The sequence below is a fragment of the Phytohabitans flavus genome, assembly GCF_011764545.1.
Lineage (GTDB): Bacteria > Actinomycetota > Actinomycetes > Mycobacteriales > Micromonosporaceae > Phytohabitans > Phytohabitans flavus.
Genome location: NZ_AP022870.1, coordinates 8,825,381 through 8,846,729 on the forward strand (window position 1 = coordinate 8,825,381; position 21,349 = coordinate 8,846,729).

General features: G+C 71.1%; 18 protein-coding genes, 1 tRNA gene and 2 pseudogenes. 9 read left to right on the forward strand and 12 right to left on the reverse strand.

Going from position 1 to position 21,349, the window contains the following annotated elements; genetic code table 11:
• Positions 1-5: 5 nt before the first annotated feature.
• From Pflav_RS39290 to Pflav_RS39310, 5 genes and pseudogenes are all read right to left on the reverse strand, one after another.
• Complete coding sequence (locus Pflav_RS39290; protein ID WP_173041626.1) at positions 6-533, reverse strand: hypothetical protein; 528 nt, start codon at positions 531-533, stop codon at positions 6-8.
• 114 nt (positions 534-647) lie between these two features.
• Positions 648-1,718, reverse strand: a complete 1,071-nt coding sequence (locus tag Pflav_RS39295; RefSeq protein ID WP_173041627.1) for a LacI family DNA-binding transcriptional regulator — start codon at positions 1,716-1,718, stop codon at positions 648-650.
• Positions 1,715-2,550: pseudogene (locus tag Pflav_RS39300) on the reverse strand (carbohydrate ABC transporter permease). The gene Pflav_RS39295 and the pseudogene Pflav_RS39300 overlap by 4 nt, the downstream one beginning before the upstream one ends.
• Complete coding sequence (locus tag Pflav_RS39305; protein ID WP_377310194.1) at positions 2,547-3,524, reverse strand: carbohydrate ABC transporter permease; 978 nt, start codon at positions 3,522-3,524, stop codon at positions 2,547-2,549. The pseudogene Pflav_RS39300 and the gene Pflav_RS39305 overlap by 4 nt, the downstream one beginning before the upstream one ends.
• Positions 3,524-4,834 (reverse strand): ABC transporter substrate-binding protein, encoded by a 1,311-nt coding sequence (locus Pflav_RS39310; RefSeq protein ID WP_173041628.1) that lies wholly within the window; start codon positions 4,832-4,834, stop codon positions 3,524-3,526. Before Pflav_RS39310 ends, Pflav_RS39305 begins: the two co-directional genes overlap by 1 nt.
• Before the next feature lie 166 nt (positions 4,835-5,000).
• On the opposite strand from Pflav_RS39310, the gene pdxR reads away from it, so the two are divergent.
• Entirely contained in the window at positions 5,001-6,449 is a 1,449-nt protein-coding gene (gene pdxR / locus Pflav_RS39315) for a MocR-like pyridoxine biosynthesis transcription factor PdxR (protein ID WP_173041629.1), read from the forward strand.
• On the opposite strand, the gene Pflav_RS39320 is transcribed toward pdxR, so the two are convergent.
• The 5 genes from Pflav_RS39320 to Pflav_RS39340 all read right to left on the reverse strand — a co-directional run bounded on the left by Pflav_RS39320 (position 6,397) and on the right by Pflav_RS39340 (position 9,892).
• Complete coding sequence (locus Pflav_RS39320; RefSeq protein WP_173041630.1) at positions 6,397-6,738, reverse strand: hypothetical protein; 342 nt, start codon at positions 6,736-6,738, stop codon at positions 6,397-6,399. The genes pdxR and Pflav_RS39320 overlap by 53 nt on opposite strands.
• Positions 6,739-6,806: 68 nt before the next feature.
• Entirely contained in the window at positions 6,807-7,652 is an 846-nt protein-coding gene (locus Pflav_RS39325) for a GNAT family N-acetyltransferase (RefSeq protein ID WP_232072452.1), read from the reverse strand.
• Between the two features lie 214 nt (positions 7,653-7,866).
• Positions 7,867-8,658, reverse strand: a complete 792-nt coding sequence (locus Pflav_RS39330) for a protein phosphatase 2C domain-containing protein (protein ID WP_173041631.1) — start codon at positions 8,656-8,658, stop codon at positions 7,867-7,869.
• 44 nt (positions 8,659-8,702) lie between these two features.
• A tRNA-Arg gene (locus tag Pflav_RS39335) sits at positions 8,703-8,775 on the reverse strand.
• A 118-nt stretch (positions 8,776-8,893) separates the two neighbouring features.
• Complete coding sequence (locus Pflav_RS39340) at positions 8,894-9,892, reverse strand: alpha/beta hydrolase (protein WP_173041632.1); 999 nt, start codon at positions 9,890-9,892, stop codon at positions 8,894-8,896.
• Between the two features lie 183 nt (positions 9,893-10,075).
• Here Pflav_RS39340 and ssb point away from each other — a divergent pair, with 183 nt between their 5' ends.
• The 6 genes and pseudogenes from ssb to Pflav_RS39370 all read left to right on the forward strand — a co-directional run bounded on the left by ssb (position 10,076) and on the right by Pflav_RS39370 (position 17,168).
• Entirely contained in the window at positions 10,076-10,948 is an 873-nt protein-coding gene (gene ssb / locus Pflav_RS39345; RefSeq protein WP_173041633.1) for a single-stranded DNA-binding protein, read from the forward strand.
• A 410-nt stretch (positions 10,949-11,358) separates the two neighbouring features.
• Positions 11,359-12,321: a cobalamin biosynthesis protein gene (locus tag Pflav_RS39350; protein ID WP_173041634.1), complete on the forward strand. Its 963-nt coding sequence runs from the start codon at positions 11,359-11,361 to the stop codon at positions 12,319-12,321.
• Positions 12,318-13,850 carry a cobyric acid synthase gene (locus tag Pflav_RS39355; RefSeq protein ID WP_173041635.1) on the forward strand — a complete coding sequence of 511 codons (1,533 nt, stop codon included), beginning with the start codon at positions 12,318-12,320 and terminating at the stop codon, positions 13,848-13,850. Before Pflav_RS39350 ends, Pflav_RS39355 begins: the two co-directional genes overlap by 4 nt.
• Entirely contained in the window at positions 13,847-14,542 is a 696-nt protein-coding gene (locus tag Pflav_RS39360) for a uridine kinase family protein (RefSeq protein ID WP_180201300.1), read from the forward strand. Before Pflav_RS39355 ends, Pflav_RS39360 begins: the two co-directional genes overlap by 4 nt.
• A 30-nt stretch (positions 14,543-14,572) precedes the next feature.
• The gene (locus Pflav_RS39365) at positions 14,573-15,724 is read left to right on the forward strand and encodes a M48 family metallopeptidase (protein WP_173041636.1); all 1,152 of its coding nucleotides are present in this window, start codon (positions 14,573-14,575) and stop codon (positions 15,722-15,724) included.
• 95 nt (positions 15,725-15,819) lie between these two features.
• A pseudogene (locus tag Pflav_RS39370) lies at positions 15,820-17,168 on the forward strand (M20/M25/M40 family metallo-hydrolase).
• A gap of 522 nt (positions 17,169-17,690) precedes the next feature.
• Here Pflav_RS39370 and Pflav_RS39375 read toward each other — a convergent pair.
• A complete protein-coding gene (locus Pflav_RS39375) occupies positions 17,691-18,647 on the reverse strand; it encodes a helix-turn-helix transcriptional regulator (protein ID WP_173041637.1) in 957 nt (318 codons plus the stop codon).
• Between the two features lie 63 nt (positions 18,648-18,710).
• On the opposite strand from Pflav_RS39375, the gene Pflav_RS39380 reads away from it, so the two are divergent.
• Both Pflav_RS39380 and Pflav_RS39385 read left to right on the forward strand, forming a co-directional pair.
• Positions 18,711-19,814 (forward strand): epoxide hydrolase family protein, encoded by a 1,104-nt coding sequence (locus Pflav_RS39380; protein ID WP_173041638.1) that lies wholly within the window; start codon positions 18,711-18,713, stop codon positions 19,812-19,814.
• Positions 19,814-20,896, forward strand: a complete 1,083-nt coding sequence (locus Pflav_RS39385) for a winged helix DNA-binding domain-containing protein (RefSeq protein ID WP_197938858.1) — start codon at positions 19,814-19,816, stop codon at positions 20,894-20,896. The genes Pflav_RS39380 and Pflav_RS39385 overlap by 1 nt, the downstream gene beginning before the upstream one ends.
• A 13-nt stretch (positions 20,897-20,909) precedes the next feature.
• On the opposite strand, the gene Pflav_RS39390 is transcribed toward Pflav_RS39385, so the two are convergent.
• On the reverse strand, positions 20,910-21,329 hold the full coding sequence (locus Pflav_RS39390; RefSeq protein ID WP_173041639.1) for a winged helix-turn-helix transcriptional regulator: 420 nt from the start codon (positions 21,327-21,329) through the stop codon (positions 20,910-20,912).
• Positions 21,330-21,349 lie beyond the last annotated feature (20 nt).

Genomic DNA, 21,349 nt, shown 5'->3' on the forward strand with positions numbered 1-21,349 from the left:
GCGGCTCAGGCGATCTGATCGTCCAGGCGACTCTGTGAACCCCACAGGTAGAAGGCGGGGACGCCTCGATTCAGGCCCGACCGGTAGATGCCGATGCCCTGGACGGAGGCACCGGCGCGGATCAACGGCGCCTGGATGACCGAGGCCCTCCAGACCAGTTCGTCCCGGGTGAACGCGGTGCCGTTTTCCGCTTTGACCCGAACGCCCGCCCGTTCGCCTCCGCGCGGGCCGAACGGATGCAGGTACACCTCTGGCACCTCCAGCGCTTCGGGCCCGGGGCCTTTCGCCGACGCTTCGATTGACGCCGGTGCTTCCTCCGGCCAGGACAGCGCGTCAGATCTAGCGGCAGCGAACGGAAGGTCCGGCCGGTGCAGCGCCTGCTCGGCTTCGGTCAAAGGCTCGGCGCGCAGGTACGTAGCCTTTTCCGCCAAGGTGGAAGCAGGGACCACGTAATAGGTGATGCGCCGCTTCCGGACCTCGCCGAGGTCAGCCAGGCCCCAGCCGTCGATGTGCGGCCACCACGTGTCGTACATCGCGACACCGCCGTCGTACGCCAAGACGCGCAATGGCCGTTCGTCGTGCGGCCAACGGAAAACCGCTCCTACCTCCAGATGGGGTGGCTCCATAGTGTGGAGCCTACGGCCATGTCATGCGCTGTCACGGACGACGAGGTGGGTGGGGAGGATGAGGGCCTCCTCGACCGGCTCGTTTTCGGCGAGGCGGAGTAGCAGGCGCACCATCTCGCGACCGATCTCGATTATCGGCTGCCGGACCGTCGTCAGTGGAGGGTCGGTGTAGCGGGCGAACTCCGCGTCGTCGAAGCCGATCACCGCTACGTCGTCCGGGACCCGCCGGCCGGCCTCGCGCAGGGTGCGGAGTGCGCCGTCGGCCATCAGGTCGGAGGCGACGAAGACGGCGTCCAGCTTGGGGTCGTCGTCGAGGAGCTGGCGCATTGCCAGCGCGCCGGACTCGCGGGTGAAGTCGCCCACCGCGACGATCGAACGGCGGTGTGAGCCGCGCAGCGCCTGGCGGTAGCCGGCCAGCCGTTCGATGCCGGCGACCATGTCCTGCGGGCCGGCGATCGTGGCGATGCGCTGGCGGCCGCCGTCCAGCAGGTGTTGAACGGCGCTGGTCACGCCGGCCACGTGGTCGATGTCCACATAGGGCACCAGCGCCCGGCTGATGCTATTTGGCTCCGCTGCCGCGACCGCAATGCCATTCGGCTCCGCTGCCGCGACCGTGAGTGGGCGGCCGCTGCACACCGTGGGCATGCCGATCCTCGTCAGCGCGCCGGGGAGCGGGTCCAGGCCATGCATCGAGGCGAACATGACGCCGTCGACGTGCCGGCCCATCGCGTACCGCTCGATGCGGTCGTGGCTGGCCACCGACCCGGCCATCATCAGTACCAGCTGACGGTCGGCCGCTTCCAGCTCCTGGCTCACCCCGCGCACGATGCCGGGGAAGAGCGGGTCGTCGGAGAAGACGCGGGTGGCGGTCTCCGGGAGTACCAGCGCGATCGAGTCGGTCCGCTGGGTCACCAGCGTGCGGGCGGCCAGGTTGGGTACGTACCCGAGCTCGCGGACGGCCCGGCGGACGGCCTCCTGGATGGTCGGGGCGACCGTGGTGGAGCCGTTGACCACTCGGGAGACGGTGGCGCGCGAAACCCCCGCCCGGCGCGCCACCTCCTCCAGCGTCGGCCGCTCCCGTGCTGATGTCACGCCTTGACCGCGCCTTCCATGATCCCCCGATGATCTGGCGTCCGAAGATGATGAACACGACGAGCAGTGGCAGCGTGGCGATGGCCGTACCGGTGAAGACCTGCGACATGTCCTGGTAGTAGCCATTGGACAGGGCGCGCAGGGAAAGCTGGACGGTCGGGTTCTCCGGGTCGTTCAGCACCGCGTACGGCCACAGGAAGTCGTTCCATGTGGTCATGAACGTGAGCAGGCCGAGCACCGCGGCGGCCGGGCGCAGGGCCGGTGCCACCACGCTGCGGAAGATGCGGAAGGTGCCACACCCGTCCATCCGGGCCGCCTCGATCAGCTCGTCCGACACGGCCTGGCTCGCGTACTGCCGCATCATGAAGACCCCGAAGCCGGTGACCAGTGCCGGCACGATCACGGCCTGTAGCCGATCGTTCCAGCCGAGGTCGGTCATCAGCATGTACAGCGGGATCACGCCGAGCTGTGTCGGCACCATCATGGTCGCGATGATCACGAGTAGCAGCGCGTTGGAGCCGCGGAAGCGCAGCTTGGCGAAGGCGAAGCCGGCCAGCGAGGAGAAGAACACCACGGAGATGGTGACCGAGCCGGCCACGATCGCCGAGTTGATCATGCCGGTGAGGAAGTGGGCGTCGGCGTTGGCGAAGAGCCGGTCGACGTTGCCGGGCAGGTTGCCGCCGGGCGTCACCGGCGGCGGCACCTGGCCCATCGCGTCGCTGGACCGGGTAGCGACGACGAACATCCAGTAGATCGGGAAGATCGACATCACCCCGGCGAGCAGCAGGGCCACGTACGTGAGCCGGGTGCCCTTCCACAGTCCACCAGTCATGACGACCGCCCCGCCCTTCGGATGATCAGTACGTTGACGATGGCCACGATGACGATGAGGGCGAACAGCATCCAGGCGATCGCGGCGCCGTACCCGAAGTTGTAGTTGGGGGCGAACGCGTTCTCGAACATGTACATCGTCATGGTTTGCGACTCGCGCAGTGACCCGCCTCGGATCGCGTTGGTACCGGCGTTGAACAGCAGCGGCTCGGTGAAGAGCTGGAGGCCGCCGATCGTGGAGATGATGACGCAGAAGATGATCGTCGGCCGGAGCAGCGGCACGGTGATCGACCAGAACTGCCGGGACGGGCGGGCGCCGTCGATCGCCGCCGACTCGTACAGGTCACGCGGGATGGCCTGCATCGCGGCCAGGAAGATGAGCGCGTTGTAGCCCGTCCAACGCCAGTCGACCATCGTGGAGATGGCGATCCACGAGCCGAGCTTGCTGGCGTTCCAGTCGATCGGGCCGGCGCCGACAAGACCAATTGCCCAGTTGATGAGGCCGAAGTCGCGGCTGAACAGCTGGCCGAAGACGATCGCCACCGCGGCGGTCGAGGTGATGTTCGGGATCAGCACGCCCATCCGGAAGAACGTGCGGGCGCGGATCTGGCGGTTGAGCATGTTGGCCAGCCAGAGTGCGAGCAGGATCTGCGGCACGGTCGAGATGACGAAGATGCCGAGCGTGTTGTACACCGAGTTCCAGAAGTCGCTGTCGCTCATCAGCGCGCTGTAGTTCGCCAGCCCCACGAAGGGGTGGTCCTCGGCGAGCAGATCCCACTCGTGCAGCGAGACCCAGAGCGTGAACACCAGCGGGTACACCCCGAACACCGCGAAGAGCACGAAGAACGGCGCGATGTACAGGTACGGCGAGTACTTCATGTCGAGGCGGCTCAGCAGCAGCCGGCGGGGTGACCCGGGACGCCGGCGGGTGGCCGGCGTCCCGGGCTCGGTACGGACCTCAAGGCTGGTAGCCACTATTTATCAGCGGCCTTCTTGGCGTTGTTCACGGCGTCGGTCCACCCGTCTGTGGGACTGCGTTGACCGAGTTCCACCGTGCGCACCGCGTTCTCCACCTCCGTCCGTACTGCCTGGTTCTTCGGTCCCATGTAGACCGGCTTGAGGCTCTTCGCACCGGACCCGAAGATCTGTCCGGTGGGCGCCCCGCTGAAGTACGCACTGGTAGCACCGGTGATGGCCGGGTCGTCGAGCGCCTGCGGCGAGGAGGGCAGCGGGCCCTTCGCCTTGAACGCGCCGATCTGGCCCTGCGGGCTGGTCAGGAACTTAACCAGCTCGATCGCCTCGGCCTGGTGCTTGCTCTGCTTGGGTACGGCGAGGAACGAACCGCCCCAGTTGCCGCCGCTGCCGGGGACGGTGGCGATGTCCCACTTGCCGGAGGCGCCCGCGCCCGCGTTCCCCTCGATGACGCCGGTCATCCAGGCCGGGCAGGCGATGGTGGCGAACTTGGCCTGCTTGAACGCGGCCACCCAGTCGTCGGACCAGGCCTGGTACTTGCCGGTCAGGCCCGAGTCGATGATGTCCATCGTGGTGTCCCACGCCTGCTTGACTGCCGGGTTGCTGTCCACCACAAGGTTGTTGCTGGTGTCGTAGTAGTGGTAGCCGCCGGCGGCGCCGCCGTACTGGAGCACGATCGTGTTGAACGTGTTGGTGGCGGCGTCGAGGAAGGCCGCACCGGTGTTCTTCGCCTTGAACTGCTCGCCGACCTTGATGTACTCCTGCCAGGTGGGCCAGAGCTTGCCGACGGCGTCCCGCTCGGTGGGCAGGCCGGCCTTCTCGAAGAGGTCCTTGCGGTAGCACATCGCCATGCCACCGACGTCGGTGCCGAGGCCGACAAGTTGCTTGCCGTCAGCCGTTAGCCCCTGGCTCCACTTCCACTCCATGAAGTTGCCCTTGAGGTCGGCCGCGCCGTGGTCGAGCAGGTTGACGAAGTTGCCCGGGTTCGCCTTGTACTCGACGAGCAGGCCCTCCTCGATCGCCACGATGTCGCCGGCGCCCTTGCCCGCCGCGAGCCACTGGGTGAGCTTCGGCGAGTACTCGTCGAGGTTGCTGCCGGTGCCCCGCTCGACGATCTTTACGTTGGGGTGGCTCGCCTCGTACTGCTTGTAGAGCTCGTCGTATCCGAACTGCCCGAAGACGTCGACCGTCAGCGTGATCGGCCCGTCTCCGCTGCCGCTGTCTCCATCGTCGCCGCCGCAGGCGGCCAGCAAGGTCGCCGTGGTTACGGCGACAGCCACGGCGGCAAGCCGACCGCGGGAATTGACGTGCATGGGTGCCCCTCTCGCGTCGCGCTGAGTGAGAGCGCTCTCACACGAGGAGAGTCGTGGTTGATGTCGAGCTTGTCAAGAGAGCGCTCTCAAGATGTTACGGAACGAGACTCGGGGCGCCTGTGAGAGCGCTCCCACGGCGAGTGCCAAGTACGGCTAGGCTGCGGGCGTGGACATCCACGTCAGTCTCACCGGACGGCGTGACCTAGCGGCCGGCATCTACCGCCAGCTGCTGGACGCGATCCTGGACGGGCGGCTGCGCTCGGGGGAGCGGCTGCCGCCTACCCGCGAGCTCGCCCAGCGGCTGGAGGTCTCGCGCAACACGGTCGCGGTCGCGTACGAGCGGCTGACCGCTGAGGGCTTCCTGGTCACCCGGGTCGGCGCCGGCACGTACGTGTCGGCCGAGCCGCTCGGCCGGCTCCGCTCCCGGGCCGCGCCCGCCGGCTCCGACGTGCTGCCCCGGGCGGTGTGGCGCACGTTGGCCGTGCCCACGCTCAACGGGTCCACTGTGGAATACGACTTCGCGGTCGGCGTACCGGACGGCCGCTTCTTCCCGATCGAGACCTGGCGCCGGCTTGTCGCCCGCGAGTTGCGCGCATCCGCGGTCCGCTCGGCCAGGTACGGCGACCCGCGCGGCGACGCCGACCTGCGCGCCGCGATCGCCCGCCACATCGGGGTGTCCCGATCGGTACGGGCGGGCGCGGACGACGTACTGGTGACGCACGGCGCCCAGCAGGCCCTCGACCTGATCGGCCGGGTGCTCATCCAGCCGGGCAACACTGTCGCGGTGGAGGAGCCGGGGTACTGGCCGGCGCGGCTGCTCTTCCAGTCGCTCGGCGCGCGCGTCGTGGGCGTACCGGTGGACGCCGAGGGCATCGACGTCTCCGCGATCCCGGCCGCGGCCCGGCTCGTCTACGTCACGCCGTCGCACCAGTTTCCGATGGGTACGCCGCTCTCGCTCGCCCGCCGCGCGGCGCTGCTCGCCTGGGCCGAGCGGCGGGACGCGGTGGTGATCGAGGACGACTACGACAGCGAGTTCCGTTTCGAGGACCGGCCGCTGGAGCCGTTGCAGAGCCTGGATCGCGGTGGCCGCGTGGTGTACGTCGGGTCGTTCAGCAAGACGCTCCTGCCCATGCTGCGCCTCGGCTTCCTTGTCGCGCCCGCCTCGCTACAGCCCGCGCTGGCCAACGCCAAGCTGCTCAGCGACTGGCACAGCGACCTGCCGACCCAGGCCGCGCTGGCGCGGTTCATCGACGAAGGGCTGCTGGCCCGGCACGTGCGCAAGGCCAGCCGCCTGTACGCCGAGCGGCACGCCCTGATCGTCACGACGCTGAAGCGGGACTTCACGCCGTGGCTGCGGCTCGTGCCGTCCGCGGCCGGCCTGCACCTGTGCGCGCTGTCCACAGTGGAGCTAGGGCCGGTGGTGGCCGCGGCGCGCTCGGCCGGCGTGGCCGTACAGGCGCTGCGCGACTACCACCTCGGGAAGCCGGAGCGGCACGGGCTCGTCATCGGGTACGGCGCGATCCCGACCGAGCGGATCGGTGAAGGGCTGCGCCGCCTGCGGGCTATCCTTGCCAGTCGCGAACGGCCGCGCGGAGGCGGCCGACGGCCTCACTGAGCTCCACATCGGACGCGCTGCGGACCGCCAGCTCGTCGAGGTAGGCCTCCAGGACCAGCTTCTTCGGCTTGTCGGAGCAGAGCTCAGCTTTGATCACGTCGATCTGGTCGGCCACGCTCCGCGGGTGCGCCAGGTGGCGGCGGCGCTCCTCGAAGGCCTGGTCGAGCGTGAACATCGCGGCACCCACCGCCTCGCGGGGTGTCGCGGGGTCGCGGCGCAGGCGGTTGGCCAGCACGTCGAGCAGCAGGCCACCGGCGAGGAACGCGAGCTCGAACTTCTCCTTAGCCACCCGCGGCCTCCTATATAGAGGGTCGTAATCACAAAGGGTCGGCGCGCGGGTACCTTCTGTCAAGGCGGTCAGCCCAGAGCTTGCATCATCGGGACGAACCACCGTCGGCGGTCACCGGGGAGCGTTCCGCCGTACGCCATGACCACGGTCGAGGTGCGCGGCTCAAGGCCCCGCTCCACCGCCCAGCCGTGCAGCTCCGGGTGCCTGTCGTCGAGGTCGAGCCGGATCGGACCCTCGACTCCCGCGGCCAGGTCGGCGATCAAGGCGCGGGCGTCCTGCGGCGTCTCGGCCACCACCGGCCCGATCACGGTGTTGTCGTGGTTTGGCCACATGGCGCCGTACCCGATGATGGCGCCCTGGACCTCGACGGCGCGCACCTCGGTCGCGAAGGCCGGGAGGCGGTCGATGAGGATCTTGCGGTCCGCGCCGTTGACCTCGGTGTCGAGCCGGTGGATCGCGCCGAGGTCGGCTGGCGTTGCCAGGCGGGAGGCCCGCTCGCCGGCGCCCGCTTCGGGCCTCCGGCGGTCGTCGCCGGCGCCCGTGAAGTGCCCTATGTGGGTGAATGTCCGTCCGACGGTGACGAAGCCGAGACGCTCGTAGAGCGGGCGGCCGTACTCGGTGGCGTTGAGGAAGACGGTCGAGCCGCCGGCCTCGGCGATCGCGTGGGCCATCAGCGCCCCGCCGATGCCCCGCCGCTCGTGGTGCCGGGCGACGAGCACCATGCTGATCGAGGCGAGGTCGCCGTACCTGGTCAGGATCGTGGTGGCGATGACCGCGCCGCCGTCGTCGCGCACCCCGTAGACCGTGCCGACATCGAAGAGCAGGCGCCACTTGTGCCGCTCTGGTGGCCAGTCCCGATCCTGCGCGAGGGCGAGGCAGCTGTCCAGGTCATCAGTGGTGAGCCGGTCGATCACGCACCGATCCTGGTGGGCGCCCTGCGCCTGCGGCAACTAGTTTGCGGCGTAGCTTCTGTTCAGAAGCACGGTGGGAGGTGGAGGCGTAGGTGGAGTGGGAGTTCGCCGGCCTTCTGATCGCCGCCTCGTGCTGCCTCTGGGCCACGGCGGCGGTGGCGCTCGGGCTGGTCCTGGTCTGGTGGCGCCGTCGTGGCCACCGGGCTGACGACTCGGATCACTCTCCAACGTAGACAGCGGTGGCGTCGTCACTCGCCTTGTTGCGCGGCCACCGGGTGCCGGCGGGATCGGTGGCCTCGGCCGCGCGCACCCGCTCGATCAGCTCCGTCGGGCCGCGCGACGCCAGCAGGTCGAGCACGCCTGGCCAGTCCAGCTGGCCGAACGGTGCCACGATCCGGGCCGCGCCGTCGGAGAGCACGGCGAGCCGGCGTACGCCGGTCAGCTCCCCGGTGACCGCGTGGGCGGCGGCGGCCGGGTCCGCCGCGGCTACCCAGAAGCCGCCCGGCCGGTTGCGGTGGGCAAGCTCGGCGTGCTTCATCCGCAGGAGGGCGGCACGCTTCTCCGCCGAGCCGATCGGGTAGCGGTCGGCCGCGTGGCGCTCGGCCGTGGCGGTGGCCTCGATCCGGCCGTCGGTCAGCACATGTAGCTCGCTTGTGGTGTCCGCGAGCACGGTGACGTCGCCGAGGATCAGGTACTCGACCGCGCTCTGGCCGAACCGGACGATCGCCACCGTGGCCGAGGGCGTGGCCGGGTGGCTCAGGTCACACTCCGGGTGGCGGGCGGCGGTCCGCTCGATCGCGCCGGCGAGCACGGTCTGGAGGGGCGGGTCGGGGTCGGCGGCGATCGCGGCGCCGAGGCTCGCCACGTACCAGGAGACACCGTGGCGGCAGCCGGTATCCGTGCGCGCGGTCTGTCCGTCCAGGACGACCGCGAGACGCTGGGTCGCGAGCGCCCAGTCCTCGTTGGCTGCGGCCAGGTCGGCGGGGTAGCTCGCGGTCGAGACGCGCAATGGGCACCGTCAAAATGTGAATAAGATTCGGGTTGGGCTTGGGGCGCGCTCGGCAGGATTCGAACCTGCGACCAACTGCTTAGAAGGCAGCTGCTCTATCCGCTGAGCTACGAGCGCACGACGCCGTGACGGCAACACTGGCCAGCACATACTAGGTTTCCAGGTGCGCGGCTGACGAGCACCGGCTTTACGGCCGATGGTGGTGTCGGACCCTCAGCCAACACTCAGCCGTCCCTCAGACGGGCTCGGCGGCGCTACCTGCCTCGTTGATCCGCGAGGGTCGCTCGATGTAGGCGTCCATCCAGCGCTCCACCTCGTCGAACAGCCGCGCACGTGCCGTCGGTCCGGAGAGCGTGAGGTCGTGCATCCCGCCGTCGATCCGGACCACGGTGACGTGCGGGCCGAGGCCGGGCGCCCAGCGCACCATGTGTTCCACGTCGAGGACCGCGTCGGCCAGGGCGGCCGACTCGTGCCAGGTCGAGCCGCGGAAGCTCCGCACCGAGCAGGCCAGCAGTACCGGTGCGGTGATGGTCAGGCCGGCCCGCAGCCGTACCTGCGCTTCGCGGATCGCGGCCAGCCATCCGGCCCGCACGGGGAAGCCGAGCAGTGGCTTCCACGCCAGGTCGTAGGTCCACTCGCCGCGCTGCTCGACGTGGAGCGTTTGACCGTACACGTGAGAAACGGCGAGTGGGACGATCCGCCGCGGGCGTGCGCGGCCGACGCGCGCGACTGCGGCCGCGATCGGTCTGCGCATCACCCACCGCGCGTTGAAGTCGAAGAACGGGCTGTTGAGGAAGAGCCCGTCGACGATCCCTCGGTGGCGGCGGTCGTGGCTCCACAGCGACGTGATCAGGCCGCCGGTGGAGTGGCCGTTGACGAGCAGCGTGCCGTGGCCGTCTTCCTCGCGGATGATGGCGGCCGCCGCGTCCAACTCCGGGTAGTAGTCGGTGAGGCTGCGGCAGAAGTTCGGCGTCTGGTGGGGGAGGAGGCTGCGCCCGTACTTGCGGAGGTCGAGCGCGTAGAAGTCCCAGCCGCGGTCGGTGTAGAAGTCCGCCAGGTGGGTCTGGAAGAAGTAGTCGACGAACCCGTGCACGTACAGAACCGCGCGCCCGGTGGGCGCCTGCGCGCGGCGGGAGACCAGCGTCGCGACGACCGGGCCTTCGTCGTCTTGGCCGAGGTCAATGACCCTGCTCTGGTACGGCGTGCCGAGAACGTCCACTATCCCGTCTCCCATCTCGGGAACGGTACGCCATGGTCGCGCATAGCACATCCACGCTTGATCAGGGTGTTTTCCACAGGGCGGTCCTTTGTCCACAGCCTGCGGTCACCTGCTGGCGCGGCTCCGTCGTGCGGGGTGAGGCTGTGGCACGAGTCGACTCGCACCACAAGCCCTTCGGACCCCTGTGGGGGAGACGCGATGTTTGACACGTATCTCACGATTATCGGCAATGTAATGACTGCACCTGAGTGGCGCCGTACCAGCCAGAGCCGTGCTTTGGTCGCCAACTTCAAGGTCGCCTCGACCGCGCGCCGCCTCCACAAGGAGTCGGGGCAGTGGGTCGACGGCCACAGCCTGCGCGTGCGGGTGAGCTGCTGGCGCAGGCTCGCCGAGGGCGTCGCCTCCAGCGTGATGGTGGGCGATCCCGTGGTGGTGGTCGGTCGCCTCTACACGCGTGACTGGACCGACACCGAGGGCAACGCGCGCGTGGCGTACGAGATGGAGGCGGTCGCCGTCGGCCACGACCTGTCCCGTGGCCGGGCCCGCTTCGCGCGCAGCCGTCCCGCGGCGGCCACCAGTGCGGTCGAGGACGAGGAGGCGGAAGGCCGCGTGCGCGGCGAGGCGACCGAGCTGGTGCCGGCAAGCGAGGCGCCCACGCGGCACGGTGACCACCCGTTCGACGACATGCCGGATCCCGATTTCGGCGCCGTCCCGGTCTCGCCCGCCCCGGCGTATGACCCGCTGGCGGCGATACGTGGCGGCCACGAGTTCGACGACGAGCTCGACTCGATCGCGCTCGCCGCCGCGCTCGCCACTGAGGCGGATGACGGCGACACCGACGGTGAAACGGACGACGCCGACGACCTGGACGAGGCAGACGAGGGCGGCGACTCGACGGCAGACGGCTTGAGCGTCGACATGCTCCCGGGCGACGGTGCCGAGCCGGACCTGGGTGTGCCAGGGCCGGGCGATGGCCTGACCGAGCCGGGCGGCGGCTTGTCCGAGACGGGGGCGTCCGGCGGTTCGGCTCGCGGCCGCCGTGGCCGGAGCCGTACGCCGGTGCCGGCCTAAAAAACGACCGCCCTCGGGCTCGGCTGGCGACGAGCTTGCCCAGAGGGCGGGTGGTGTCCAGGGCCGCCCCGAGCCCGGACGCCGCCGGCGGCGGTCCTCTGCCCTCCGTGGGGCCGCCGCCGGCACCTACGGCCTGCCTCCTGGATCGTCTGTGGCCGGCCAGACGACGACCAGGGGCACCGGGACGCCGCCTGGACCTCGTCTCGCTTCACCGAGATCCAGGAGGCAGGCCCCAGGACCGGCGGGGTGTTCGATCCGCCCATCGGCCTTCCCGTACCGCCCGTCCCGCCCGGACCAGCCCAGCCGAGCGGGACGGGCCCCTGGGGCGGGGCAGGCAGCGGGGTGTGGGGGCTGGGCAGGCCCTAGGCTGCGGGAGGAGGTGAGGTCATGCGACCGGGAGTCGGGGGCCGATGAGCCTGGCCAACGCCGCGGGCATGCTCGCCGGGTTCGCCGTCGACGCGCTGGTGGGGGACCCGCGGCGGTTCCACCCAGTGGCCGGCTTCGGACGGGCGGCGACCGCGCTGGAGCGGCGGCTCTATCGGCCAAACCGGGCGGCGGGCGCCGTCTTTGCCGCCGCCGCCGTGGGGGTGCCGGTCGCGGCGGCGGTCGCGGCGAGCGTAGCCACGCGCCGGCGGCCGGTCGCTCGGGCCGCGCTTGTGGCGGTGGGCACCTGGACTGTGCTGGGCGGGCGCACGTTGCGACGGGAGGCGGGCTACATGGCGGGCGCGCTGGAGCGGGCCGACCTGCCCGCGGCTCGTGGGCGGCTCAGCCATCTCTGCGGGCGAGACCCGTCCGCATTGGACGAGTCCGAGCTTGCCCGCGCGACCGTCGAGTCGGTCGCGGAGAACACATCGGACGCCGTGGTGGCCCCGCTCTTCTGGGGCGCGATCGCCGGGCTGCCCGGCCTGGTGGGCTACCGCGCGGCCAACACGCTCGACGCGATGGTGGGGCACCGGTCGACGCGCTACGCCCGGTTCGGGACCGCGGCGGCGCGGCTGGACGACCTGCTCAACCTGGTGCCGTCCCGGCTGACCGCCGCGCTGACGGTGGTGGCCGCGCCGGTGGTAAATGGCGAGCGGGCGGAGACGCTGCGCGTGTGGCGGCGGGACGGTGCCGACCACCCCAGCCCCAACGCCGGCCACTGCGAGTCGGCGATGGCCGGCGCGCTCGGCGTCCGCCTCGGTGGCCGCAACGTCTACTTCGGACGGTCAGAGGTCCGCCCTTTCCTGGGGGATGGGCCACGACCCGTGGCGTTGCACATCCGCCGCGCCGCGCGCCTCTCCGGCACGGTCAGCGTGGCCGCGCTCGGGCTGGCGGCCGGCATCGCCGCAGCGGTCGGCCTGGTCGGGCGTGCCCGTGGGGGTGGGCGGTGAGCGGAGGGCTGCTCGTCGCCGGTACCACGTCGGACGCGGGCAAGAGCGCGCTCACCGCCGGCATCTGCCGATGGTTGCACCGGCAGGGCGTGAAGGTGGCGCCCTTCAAGGCGCAGAATATGTCCAACAACTCCGCCGTCGTCGTCGACAGCGCTGGGCGGGGCGGTGAGATCGGGCGGGCACAGGCGATGCAGGCGGCGGCCAGCGGGGTGGCGGCCGACGTGCGGTTCAACCCGGTGCTGCTCAAGCCGGGCAGCGACAGGTCCAGCCAGGTGGTGTTGCTGGGCGAGGCGATCGACACGGTCACCGCGGGCAACTACCGCGCACTGCGGCCGAGGCTGGCGGAGGCGGTGTTCGACACGCTGGCTGCGTTGCGGGCCGAGTACGACGTGGTGGTCTGCGAGGGCGCCGGCAGCCCCGCCGAGATCAACCTGCGCGAGGGCGACTTCGTCAACATGGGGCTGGCGCGGCGGGCGGGGTTGCCGGCGATCGTGGTGGGGGACATCGACCGGGGTGGGGTGTTCGCGGCGCTGTTCGGGACGGTGGCGCTGCTGGAGCCGGCCGACCAGGCGCTGGTCGCAGGGTTCGTGGTCAACAAGTTTCGCGGCGACCCGGGGCTGCTCGCGCCCGGCCTGGACATGATCCGGGAGGCGACCGGGCGGCCGGTGCTCGGCGTGCTGCCGTGGCGGCTGGACCTGTGGCTCGACGCCGAAGACTCCCTCGCGTATGGGCGGGTGCTCGGCCGGCCGGCGCCGCCGCGTGGGGCGGAGTGGCTGCGGGTCGCGGTCGTACGGCTGCCGCGGGTCTCCAACGCCACCGACGCCGAGGCGCTCGCCACCGAGCCTGGGGTGCGGGTGCGGCTCACGATCGAGCCGGCCGAGGTGGCCGACGCCGACCTGGTGGTGCTGCCCGGGTCAAAGTCCACTGTGGATGACCTGGCGTGGCTGCGGGAGACCGGCCTGGCCGACGCCGTGGCGGCCCACGCGGCCTCGGGGCGGCCGGTGCTCGGCATCTGCGGCGGCTTTCAGATGCTCGGCACGCGCATTCATGACGAGGTGGAGAGCCGGCGGGGCACGGTGCCGGGGCTAGGGCTGTTGCCTGTCGAGGTGACGTTCGGGGCGCGTAAGACCCTGGCCCAGTCGGCCGGCGTGGCGTTCGGGTCGGTGCCGGTGCGCGGCTACGAGATCCACCACGGGTACGTCTCGCGCGCCGACCCGTCGCCCGAGCCGCTGATCCGGTACGCGGACGGCCGGGGTGAGGGGGCCGTGGCGGGCAACGTGTTCGGGACGCACTGGCACGGGGCGTTCGAGTCGGACGAGTTCCGGCGGCGGTTTCTGACCGAGGCGGCCCGGCTGGCGGGGCGGGCCGGCTTCGTGGTGGCGCCGGACACGGTGTTCGCGGCGGCCCGGGAGCGGACGCTCGACCTGCTCGGTGACCTGGTCGAGGAGCATCTGGACACCGACGCGCTGTGGCGGCTGATCGAGTCGGGACCGCCGAGCCTCCCCGAGATCAAAGCCACGCTCGCATGACCGGGCTGGGTCGCACGGGTGCGGGCGAGCCGGGTGGGCCGAGGCGCGACGTGGTCGCGGAGATCGCGCGGGAGGTCTGGGCGCGGTCACCCCGGCTGGGTGAGACGCGGCTCGTGGCGGTCGACGGGCCGAGCGGGGCGGGCAAGACCTCGTTCGCGGCGTGGCTGGCCGATGCGATCGGGCCGGGCACGCCAGTCGTGCACACCGACGACCTGCTTGACGGGTGGGACGACCTGGTGACGTTCTGGCCTCGGCTGGAGGCGTGGGTGCTGGCCCCACTGCGGGAGGGGCGTGCTGGGCGCTACCGGCGGTACGACTGGGACGCGGGCCGCTTCAGTCTCAAGTGGACGGAGGTGCCGGCGGCCCCGGTGGTGGTGCTGGAAGGGGTGACGGCGGCCCGCGCGAAGATCCGGCCGGAGTTGATCTTGTCGGTCTTCCTTACCGCCCCGCTCGTGGAACGGATCCGCCGCACGGATCGCCGGGACGGCGGGACCCTCTCCTCGTACCTTGTGAAATGGCGGCGTGACGAGGAGGCGCACTTCGCCGCGGACGCCACGGCCCACCACGCCGACCTGGTCGTGGATACGACCACCTGGGGCCCCTGGTCAGACCCCACCGCACCGCCACCTAGGGGAGATATCCGGGATGCCAGCCATGGACGGGGTGGACAGGCTGGGGCACCATCGGCATGAGCGGCATCACACTTACCCGGGGGAGTGACCATGACGTCAGAGGATGTGGGCGGGACCTCGACACCGGCTGGACCGCCGGCGCGGAGGCGGGTGGTGCTCACGGGCATCAGCTCCCGGGCCTGGGAGCACCCGGCTGACCGGGGCGCGCTTACCGCGCTGCGTGAGCTGCGCGGCTTCGACGACGTGGTCAAGGCCTTCTTCGGGATGTGGAATGAGCGTGGCTTCCGCCTCGCCTACCTCGCCTCCGCGATCCGGGTCGACCACCGGCAGTACCCGTCGATCTACCAGCGGTACACCGAGGCGGCGACCTCGCTCGACATCCCCGAGCTGCCCGAGCTGTACGTGCGGCAGTCGCCGTTCCTCAACGGCGAGGCGATCGGGCTCGACAAGCCGTTCATCGTGCTGCCGACGGCGAGCGTGCAGCAGCTCGACCAGGATGAGCTGCGCGCGCTGCTGGGGCACGAGCTGGGACACGTGCGCAGTGGCCACGCGGTCTACAAGACGATCCTGATGATCCTCACCCGCTGGGCGGCAAACCTCGCCTGGCTGCCGGTCGGCGCGCTCGCGCTGCGCGGCATCATCGCGGCGATGCTGGAGTGGTGGCGCAAGGCCGAGCTCTCCGCCGACCGGGCGGGGCTGCTGGCCGGCCAGGACACGGCGGCCTCGCTGCGGCTGCTGATGAAGATGGCCGGTGGCGGCGACCTGACGCAGATCGACACGACGGCGTTCCTGGAGCAGGCCGCGGAGTACGACGGCGGCGGCGACGTGCGGGACAGCCTCCACAAGCTTCGGATGACCCTCTGGTCGACCCACCCGGTGCCGGTGGCCCGGGCGGCGGCGCTGCGGCAGTGGATCGACTCGGGCGGATACCAGCGGATCCTCGACGGCGACTACCCGCGGCGTGACGACGACGCGACCGCTTCGGTGACCACCGAGATGAAGGCGGCGGCGGAGTCCTACCGGGAGGCGTTCCAGAACACGCAGGACCCGCTGGTCGGACTGCTGCGGCGACTCGGCGACGGTGCGACCGAGATGGGTGAGTGGGCCGGTGGGGCGGCCGGTCGGGCGCGGGCCTGGTTTGGCGCCGCGGGCGAGGCGGCGGCCCGAGCGGCGCGCGAGGCGCGCACCCCGCCGGCCAACGGCACCGACACCAACGGCAATGGCGGCACCACGACCTCGTAAAGACGGTCGGCACCGACAGCCACCGCGCGTGTACAACTCGCACACAAGTGACCGGCGAGCGGGCCGCGCCCGGACGTAAGATCGCGGGCATGACCTTGAGCGAGCCTGAGCTGCGCGCGGCGATCACGCGCGAATTGCCTGGAGTCCGTGCCGATCTCGAACGCCTGGTGCGCATCCCGGGCATCGCGTTCGACGGCTTCGACCACTCCCACGTGGAGCGTTCCGCCGAGGCGGTGGCGGAGCTGCTGCGCGGCTGTGGGCTCGACACGCGGGTCGTCCGCGCTGGCGGCGGCCTGCCCGCCGTCATCGGCAGCAAGCCGGCCCCGCCCGGCGCGCCGACCGTGCTCCTCTACGCCCACCACGACGTGCAGCCGGTGGGTGACCTGACGCTGTGGGAGAGCGACCCGTTCGAGGCGGTGGAGCGCGACGGGCGGCTCTACGGGCGGGGCGCCGCCGACGACAAGGCCGGCGTGATGGCGCACGTGGCTGCGCTGCGGGCGTACGGGACGAGCTGCCGGTGGGTGTCGTGATCTTCGTGGAGGGCGAGGAGGAGTTCGGCTCGGCCTCGCTGGAGCTGCTGCTCGTCGAGCACCGCGACGACCTCGCCGCCGACGTGATCGTGATCGCCGACTCGGGCAACTGGGACATCGGCGTACCCGCGCTGACCACCTCGCTACGCGGCATCGTGAACATGTTCGTCGAGGTGCGCACCGCCGACCACGCGATCCACAGTGGAATGTTCGGCGGCGCGGTGCCGGACTCGCTGACCGTACTGGCCAAGCTGCTCGCCACGCTCCACGACGACGTGGGCGACGTGGCGGTCGACGGCCTTATCTCGGCTGGACCGATACCGCTCGACTACCCGGAGGAGCGGCTGCGCAGGGAGGCCGGGCTGCTCGACGGGGTCTCGTTCGTGGGCACCGGGCGGCTCACCGAGCGAAGCTGGGGCAAGCCGGCGATCGCGGTGCTCGGCATCGACGCGCCGCGCACCGCTGAGGCGCCCAACGCGCTCGTCCCCTCGGCCAAGGCGAAGCTCAGCGTCCGCCTCGCGCCGGGCGACGACCCCAAGAGCGCGTACGCGGCGATGAAGGCGCACCTGGAGAAGCACGTCTCCTGGGGCGCGCACGTCGAGGTGACGCTCGAGCACGACGGGGCGCCCTGCGTGATCGACGCGAGCGGGCCGATGTACGACGCTGCGCGGGGGGCGTTCCGGACCGCGTGGGACGGCGTGGACCCGGTGGACATCGGGGTGGGCGGGTCGATCCCGTTCATCGCGACGTTCCAGGAGATGTTCCCGGAGGCGGCGATCCTGGTCACCGGCGTCGAGGACCCGTATGCCCAGGCACACGGCCCGAACGAGAGCCTCCACCTGGGAGAATTCGCCCGGGTCTGCCTGGCCGAGGCGCTGCTGCTCAAGAACGTCGCGGATGCGGCAAAGGCATAGAAACATCTGAGCTGCCGCGATGTCCGCGGTGGTCCGGACCGTCGCTCCCGCGGCCTCACCCTCCGCGCTTCACAACCCCGCCCGCCTGGCGGCGGGGCTGCCAGCCCGGTGGGCTCTGGAGCTGGGCGCACCGATGCGCCCGCCCCGGGCCGGCCTTGGGGCCAGTCACCCGGGCGTGGACAAGACCGGACCCGGCGCGTCAGCGCCCCGGCGATCCAGCCTTTGTGAACGTTTCCTGTTGCTGGGGCAGCAGGAAACGTTCACAAATCTCGGGTGGGTTGTGCACCGCGAAGGGGTGAGGCTGCGGGACCGGCGGGCTGGGCCCGTCTCGGGGTGCGCATGGATTTCCCTGCCCGTGGCGGCTGCTCAGTCTCGGACCGCGGCTCCCTTCGCGGTTACAACAAGGCGCGGGGCTGGCCGCGCCCGCCGGCGGTTTGGGTGTGAAGCGCGGAGGGCGAGGCCGCGGGAGCAGCGGTCTGGACCACCGCGGACGTCGCGGTAGCTCATCTCTGTCTTCGAGGGTCAGGTGGCGCGGGCGTAGCGGTCGGACAGGGAGCGTAGGTAGGAGACCAACTCCGGCGGGGATGTGACCTCGAAGTCGGCGTCCAGCAGGCCCAAATAGACGGCGAGCGTGGCGATGGTGTCGGCGCCTGTGTCGAGCACGCACGTTTGCTCGTCGAGCGCCTCCACCACGCCCACCGCGGGGTTGATCCGCTCGGCCACCGTGGCGGCGGGCGCGTGCACGACGACGCGTGCGGTGTGCCGCCATGCCGCCGCTGACACGCCGCGTGCCACGTGGGCCGCGGCTCCGCCCGGGGGATCCTCGCGGGGCGCGAAGCGTGGACCGGTCGGGCTGCGCGGTGCGATCCGGTCTACGCGGAACGTGCGCCAGTCTTGCCGGTCCACGTCCCAGCCGACCAGGTACCACCGGCGGCCCCACGAGACGAGGCGGTGCGGCTCGACCGAGCGGGTCGTGGCCGTGCCGTCGTGGCCACGGTAGTCGAAGCGCACCCGCTCGGCGTCCCGGCAGGCGGCCGCCAGCAAGGTCAGCACCGCTGGGTCGACCGTGGGGGCGGGGCGGTCGGGCGGCACCGGCACTGTGTAGGACTGGAGCGCGTTCACCCGGTGGCGCAGCCGTGCGGGGAGCACCTGCTCGATCTTGGCGAGGGCGCGTACCGACGTCTCCTCGATCCCCGCGACGGTGCCGCCGGCGGCCGTGCGGAGGCCGACCGCGACGGCGACCGCCTCGTCGTCGTCGAGCAGCAGCGGTGGCATCGCGGCGCCCGCGCCCAGCCGGTAGCCGCCGTCGGTGCCGCGCGTGGCGTGCACGGGGTAGCCGAGGTCGCGCAGCCGCTCTACGTCTCGTCGGACCGTGCGCTCGCTCACCTCCAGGCGCTCGGCCAGCGCGGCGCCCGACCAGTCGCGCTTGGCCTGGAGCAACGAGAGGAGGCGCAGGAGCCTCGCGGATGTCTCGAGCATGAGCCAAATCTTGCCAGGGCTTTAGGACAGGACCTGACCGGAAGGGTCCGTAGCGTTATCGACATGACCGAGAACACCGAGATCAAGCCCTTCCGCATCGACGTCCCGCAGGGCGACCTGGACGACCTCCGCGACCGCCTCGACCGCACCCGCTGGCCGGACGAGCTGCCGGGCGTCGGCTGGGACTACGGCGTGCCGGTCGAGTACGTGCGGCGGCTGGTCGACTACTGGCGCACCGGGTACGACTGGCGGCGGTGGGAGGCGGAGCTGAACAAGTACCCGCAGTTCACCACCACGATCGACGGGCAGAACATCCACTTCCTCCACGTCCGCTCTCCCCGCGAGGACGCGATCCCGCTGATCCTCACGCACGGGTGGCCGGGGTCGATCGTGGAGTACCTCAAGGCGATCGAGCCGCTGACCCGCGACTTCCACGTGGTGGTGCCGTCGCTGCCCGGCTTCGGCTTCTCCGGTCCCACCCGCGACAAGGGCTGGAACCGCTACCGCACCGCCAAGGCGTGGGCCGAGCTGATGCGGCGGCTGGGCTACGACACGTACGGCGCGGTGGGCAACGACGCCGGCTCGTTCGTCGCCCCCGAGCTCGGCCGGATCGCCCCCGAGCACGTGGTGGGCGTGCACGTGACGCAGATCTTCTCGTTCCCCTCCGGTGACCCCGCCGAGATGGAGAAGCTCGGCCCGGAGGAGTACAAGGGCCTGGAAGTGCTCCAGTGGTTCTACGAGAACAAGATGTCCTTCAACACGCTCCACTCGCAGCAGCCGCAGACCCTGGCGTACGGGATCTTCGACTCACCCGCCGGCCTCCTCGGCTGGAACGCGCAGCTCCTCGGCGATGGCGTCGACGACGACTTCGTCCTCACCAATACGATGCTCTACTGGCTCACCGGTACGGCCACCTCGGCCACCCGCTTCTACTACGAGGACGCGCACGCCGAGCAGGCCAAGGCGCAGGCCGAGCCGACGACGGTACCGCTGGGGGTGGCGATGTTCGAGGGTGACTTCGTGTCGATGCGCACCTTCGCCGAGCGCGACCACCACAACATCGTGTCCTGGAACCGGTACGAGCTGCCGGGCGGCCACTACGCCGCCCACCTGGAGACCGAGACGCTGGTCGGCGACGTGCGCGCGTTCTTCGACGGTCTGCGCTGATGACAAAGGTCCTGACGTGGCGCGCTCTCGGGCGCGCCACGCTGGCCCGCCAGCTCCTGCTGGAGCGCGCGCCCATGGGCGTGGCGGAGGCGGTCGAGCACTTGGTGGGTCTGCAAGGCCAGGCGCCGCACGCGCCGTACATCGGGCTCTGGTCGAGACTGTCCACATTTGACCCGGAGGAGCTGAGCGGGCTGCTTCGCGACCGGCTGGTGGTGCGGATCGCGCTGATGCGCGGCACCGTCCACCTGGTCACCGCCCGCGACGCGTGCGGCCTCCGCCCGCTGACGCAGTCGATCTACGACCGCGAGGTGCAGGCCAACAACCTCCCCGCCGCGCCGCTGGCCGGCCTCGATCTCGCGGCCTTGGCCGCCGCCGGGCGCGAGCTTCTCGAAGCAAAACCGCTATCTGGTACGAAGCTCGGGGCGCTCCTGTGTGAACGCTGGCCGAATCGGGAGGCGGCCTCGCTCGTGTACGGCCTGCGCGGGCTCCTCCCGCTCGTGCAGGTTCCACCGCGGGGACTGTGGGGGCGCAGCGGGCAGCCGGTGCTCACCACGCTCCAGTCGTGGACCGGGGCGCCACTGTCCCCGATGGATCCGGCGGTCGCCGTGACCCGCTACCTGGGCGCCTTCGGGCCGGCGAGCATCCAGGACGTACAGGCCTGGTCCGGGCTCACCGGGCTGGGCGAGGTGGTACGCGCGCTGCCGCTCGCCCGCTTCCGGAACGAGGCCGGGCGGGACCTCTTCGACCTGCCGGACGCCCCACGGCCCGACCCGGACACGCCGGCACCGGTGCGCTTCTTGGCTGACTTCGACAACCTGCTGGTCTCGCACGCCGTTCGCACTCGCGTGATCGCCGACGCGCACCGGACGTACATGTCCCGGCACCGGCTCGTGCGGGCGTTCCTCGTCGACGGGGTTGCCGCCGGTACCTGGACGATCGCGAAGGGCCGCCTGACAGTGGAGCCGTTCGGGCAGCTCACCAAGCGGGACCGGGCCGCGGTGGTGGCCGAGGGGGCGCGGCTGCTGGCATTCGTCGCGCCGGGCGCCGATCCGTCCGGCGTGACGGTAGGCGCAGCGGCGTGAGAGTCGTGGTGCGTCAACGCTCTGGCGCTCCGCTGAGCGCGGGCTCCTTGCCGTGCTCCCGGTCGTAGGCCTCCCGGGCGGCGGCGATCGTGGCGCGGTGCCGCTCGGCCCAGGTCGTTAGCGTGACAAGCGAGTCGTAGAGCTCCAGCGCGATCTCGGTCGCCCGGTACTCCACCTTTGGCGGGACGGTCGGGTAGACGGTGCGCACCAGGAGGCCGTCACGCTCCAGCTGGCGCAGCGTGAGCGTCAGCATGCGGCGGCTGATCCCCTCGACCGAGCGCTCCAGCTCGGTGAAGCGGACCGGGCCCTTCGAGGCGGCCACCAGGATGCCGATGCTCCACTTGCCGCCCACCCGGTCGAGCACCTGGCGGACGGTGCAGGCCTGGTCCTCGACCGGGACCTGCTCGGTCACACATTTGTTTCCCTGAGACATAAAAGTGCCTCCTTACGCCG

Excerpts from the sequence above, each read along its gene's own strand:
- Pflav_RS39290 (WP_173041626.1), bottom strand. The coding sequence starts at position 533 with ATGTACGACACGTGGTGGCCGCACATCGACGGCTGGGGCCTGGCTGAC.
- Pflav_RS39310 (WP_173041628.1), bottom strand. The coding sequence starts at position 4,834 with ATGCACGTCAATTCCCGCGGTCGGCTTGCCGCCGTGGCTGTCGCCGTA.
- Pflav_RS39340 (WP_173041632.1), bottom strand. The coding sequence starts at position 9,892 with ATGGGAGACGGGATAGTGGACGTTCTCGGCACGCCGTACCAGAGCAGG.
- ssb (WP_173041633.1), top strand. The coding sequence starts at position 10,076 with ATGTTTGACACGTATCTCACGATTATCGGCAATGTAATGACTGCACCT.
- Pflav_RS39350 (WP_173041634.1), top strand. The coding sequence starts at position 11,359 with ATGAGCCTGGCCAACGCCGCGGGCATGCTCGCCGGGTTCGCCGTCGAC.
- Pflav_RS39360 (WP_180201300.1), top strand. The coding sequence starts at position 13,847 with ATGACCGGGCTGGGTCGCACGGGTGCGGGCGAGCCGGGTGGGCCGAGG.
- Pflav_RS39365 (WP_173041636.1), top strand. The coding sequence starts at position 14,573 with ATGACGTCAGAGGATGTGGGCGGGACCTCGACACCGGCTGGACCGCCG.
- Pflav_RS39375 (WP_173041637.1), bottom strand. The coding sequence starts at position 18,647 with ATGCTCGAGACATCCGCGAGGCTCCTGCGCCTCCTCTCGTTGCTCCAG.
- Pflav_RS39380 (WP_173041638.1), top strand. The coding sequence starts at position 18,711 with ATGACCGAGAACACCGAGATCAAGCCCTTCCGCATCGACGTCCCGCAG.
- Pflav_RS39385 (WP_197938858.1), top strand. The coding sequence starts at position 19,814 with ATGACAAAGGTCCTGACGTGGCGCGCTCTCGGGCGCGCCACGCTGGCC.
- Pflav_RS39390 (WP_173041639.1), bottom strand. The coding sequence starts at position 21,329 with ATGTCTCAGGGAAACAAATGTGTGACCGAGCAGGTCCCGGTCGAGGAC.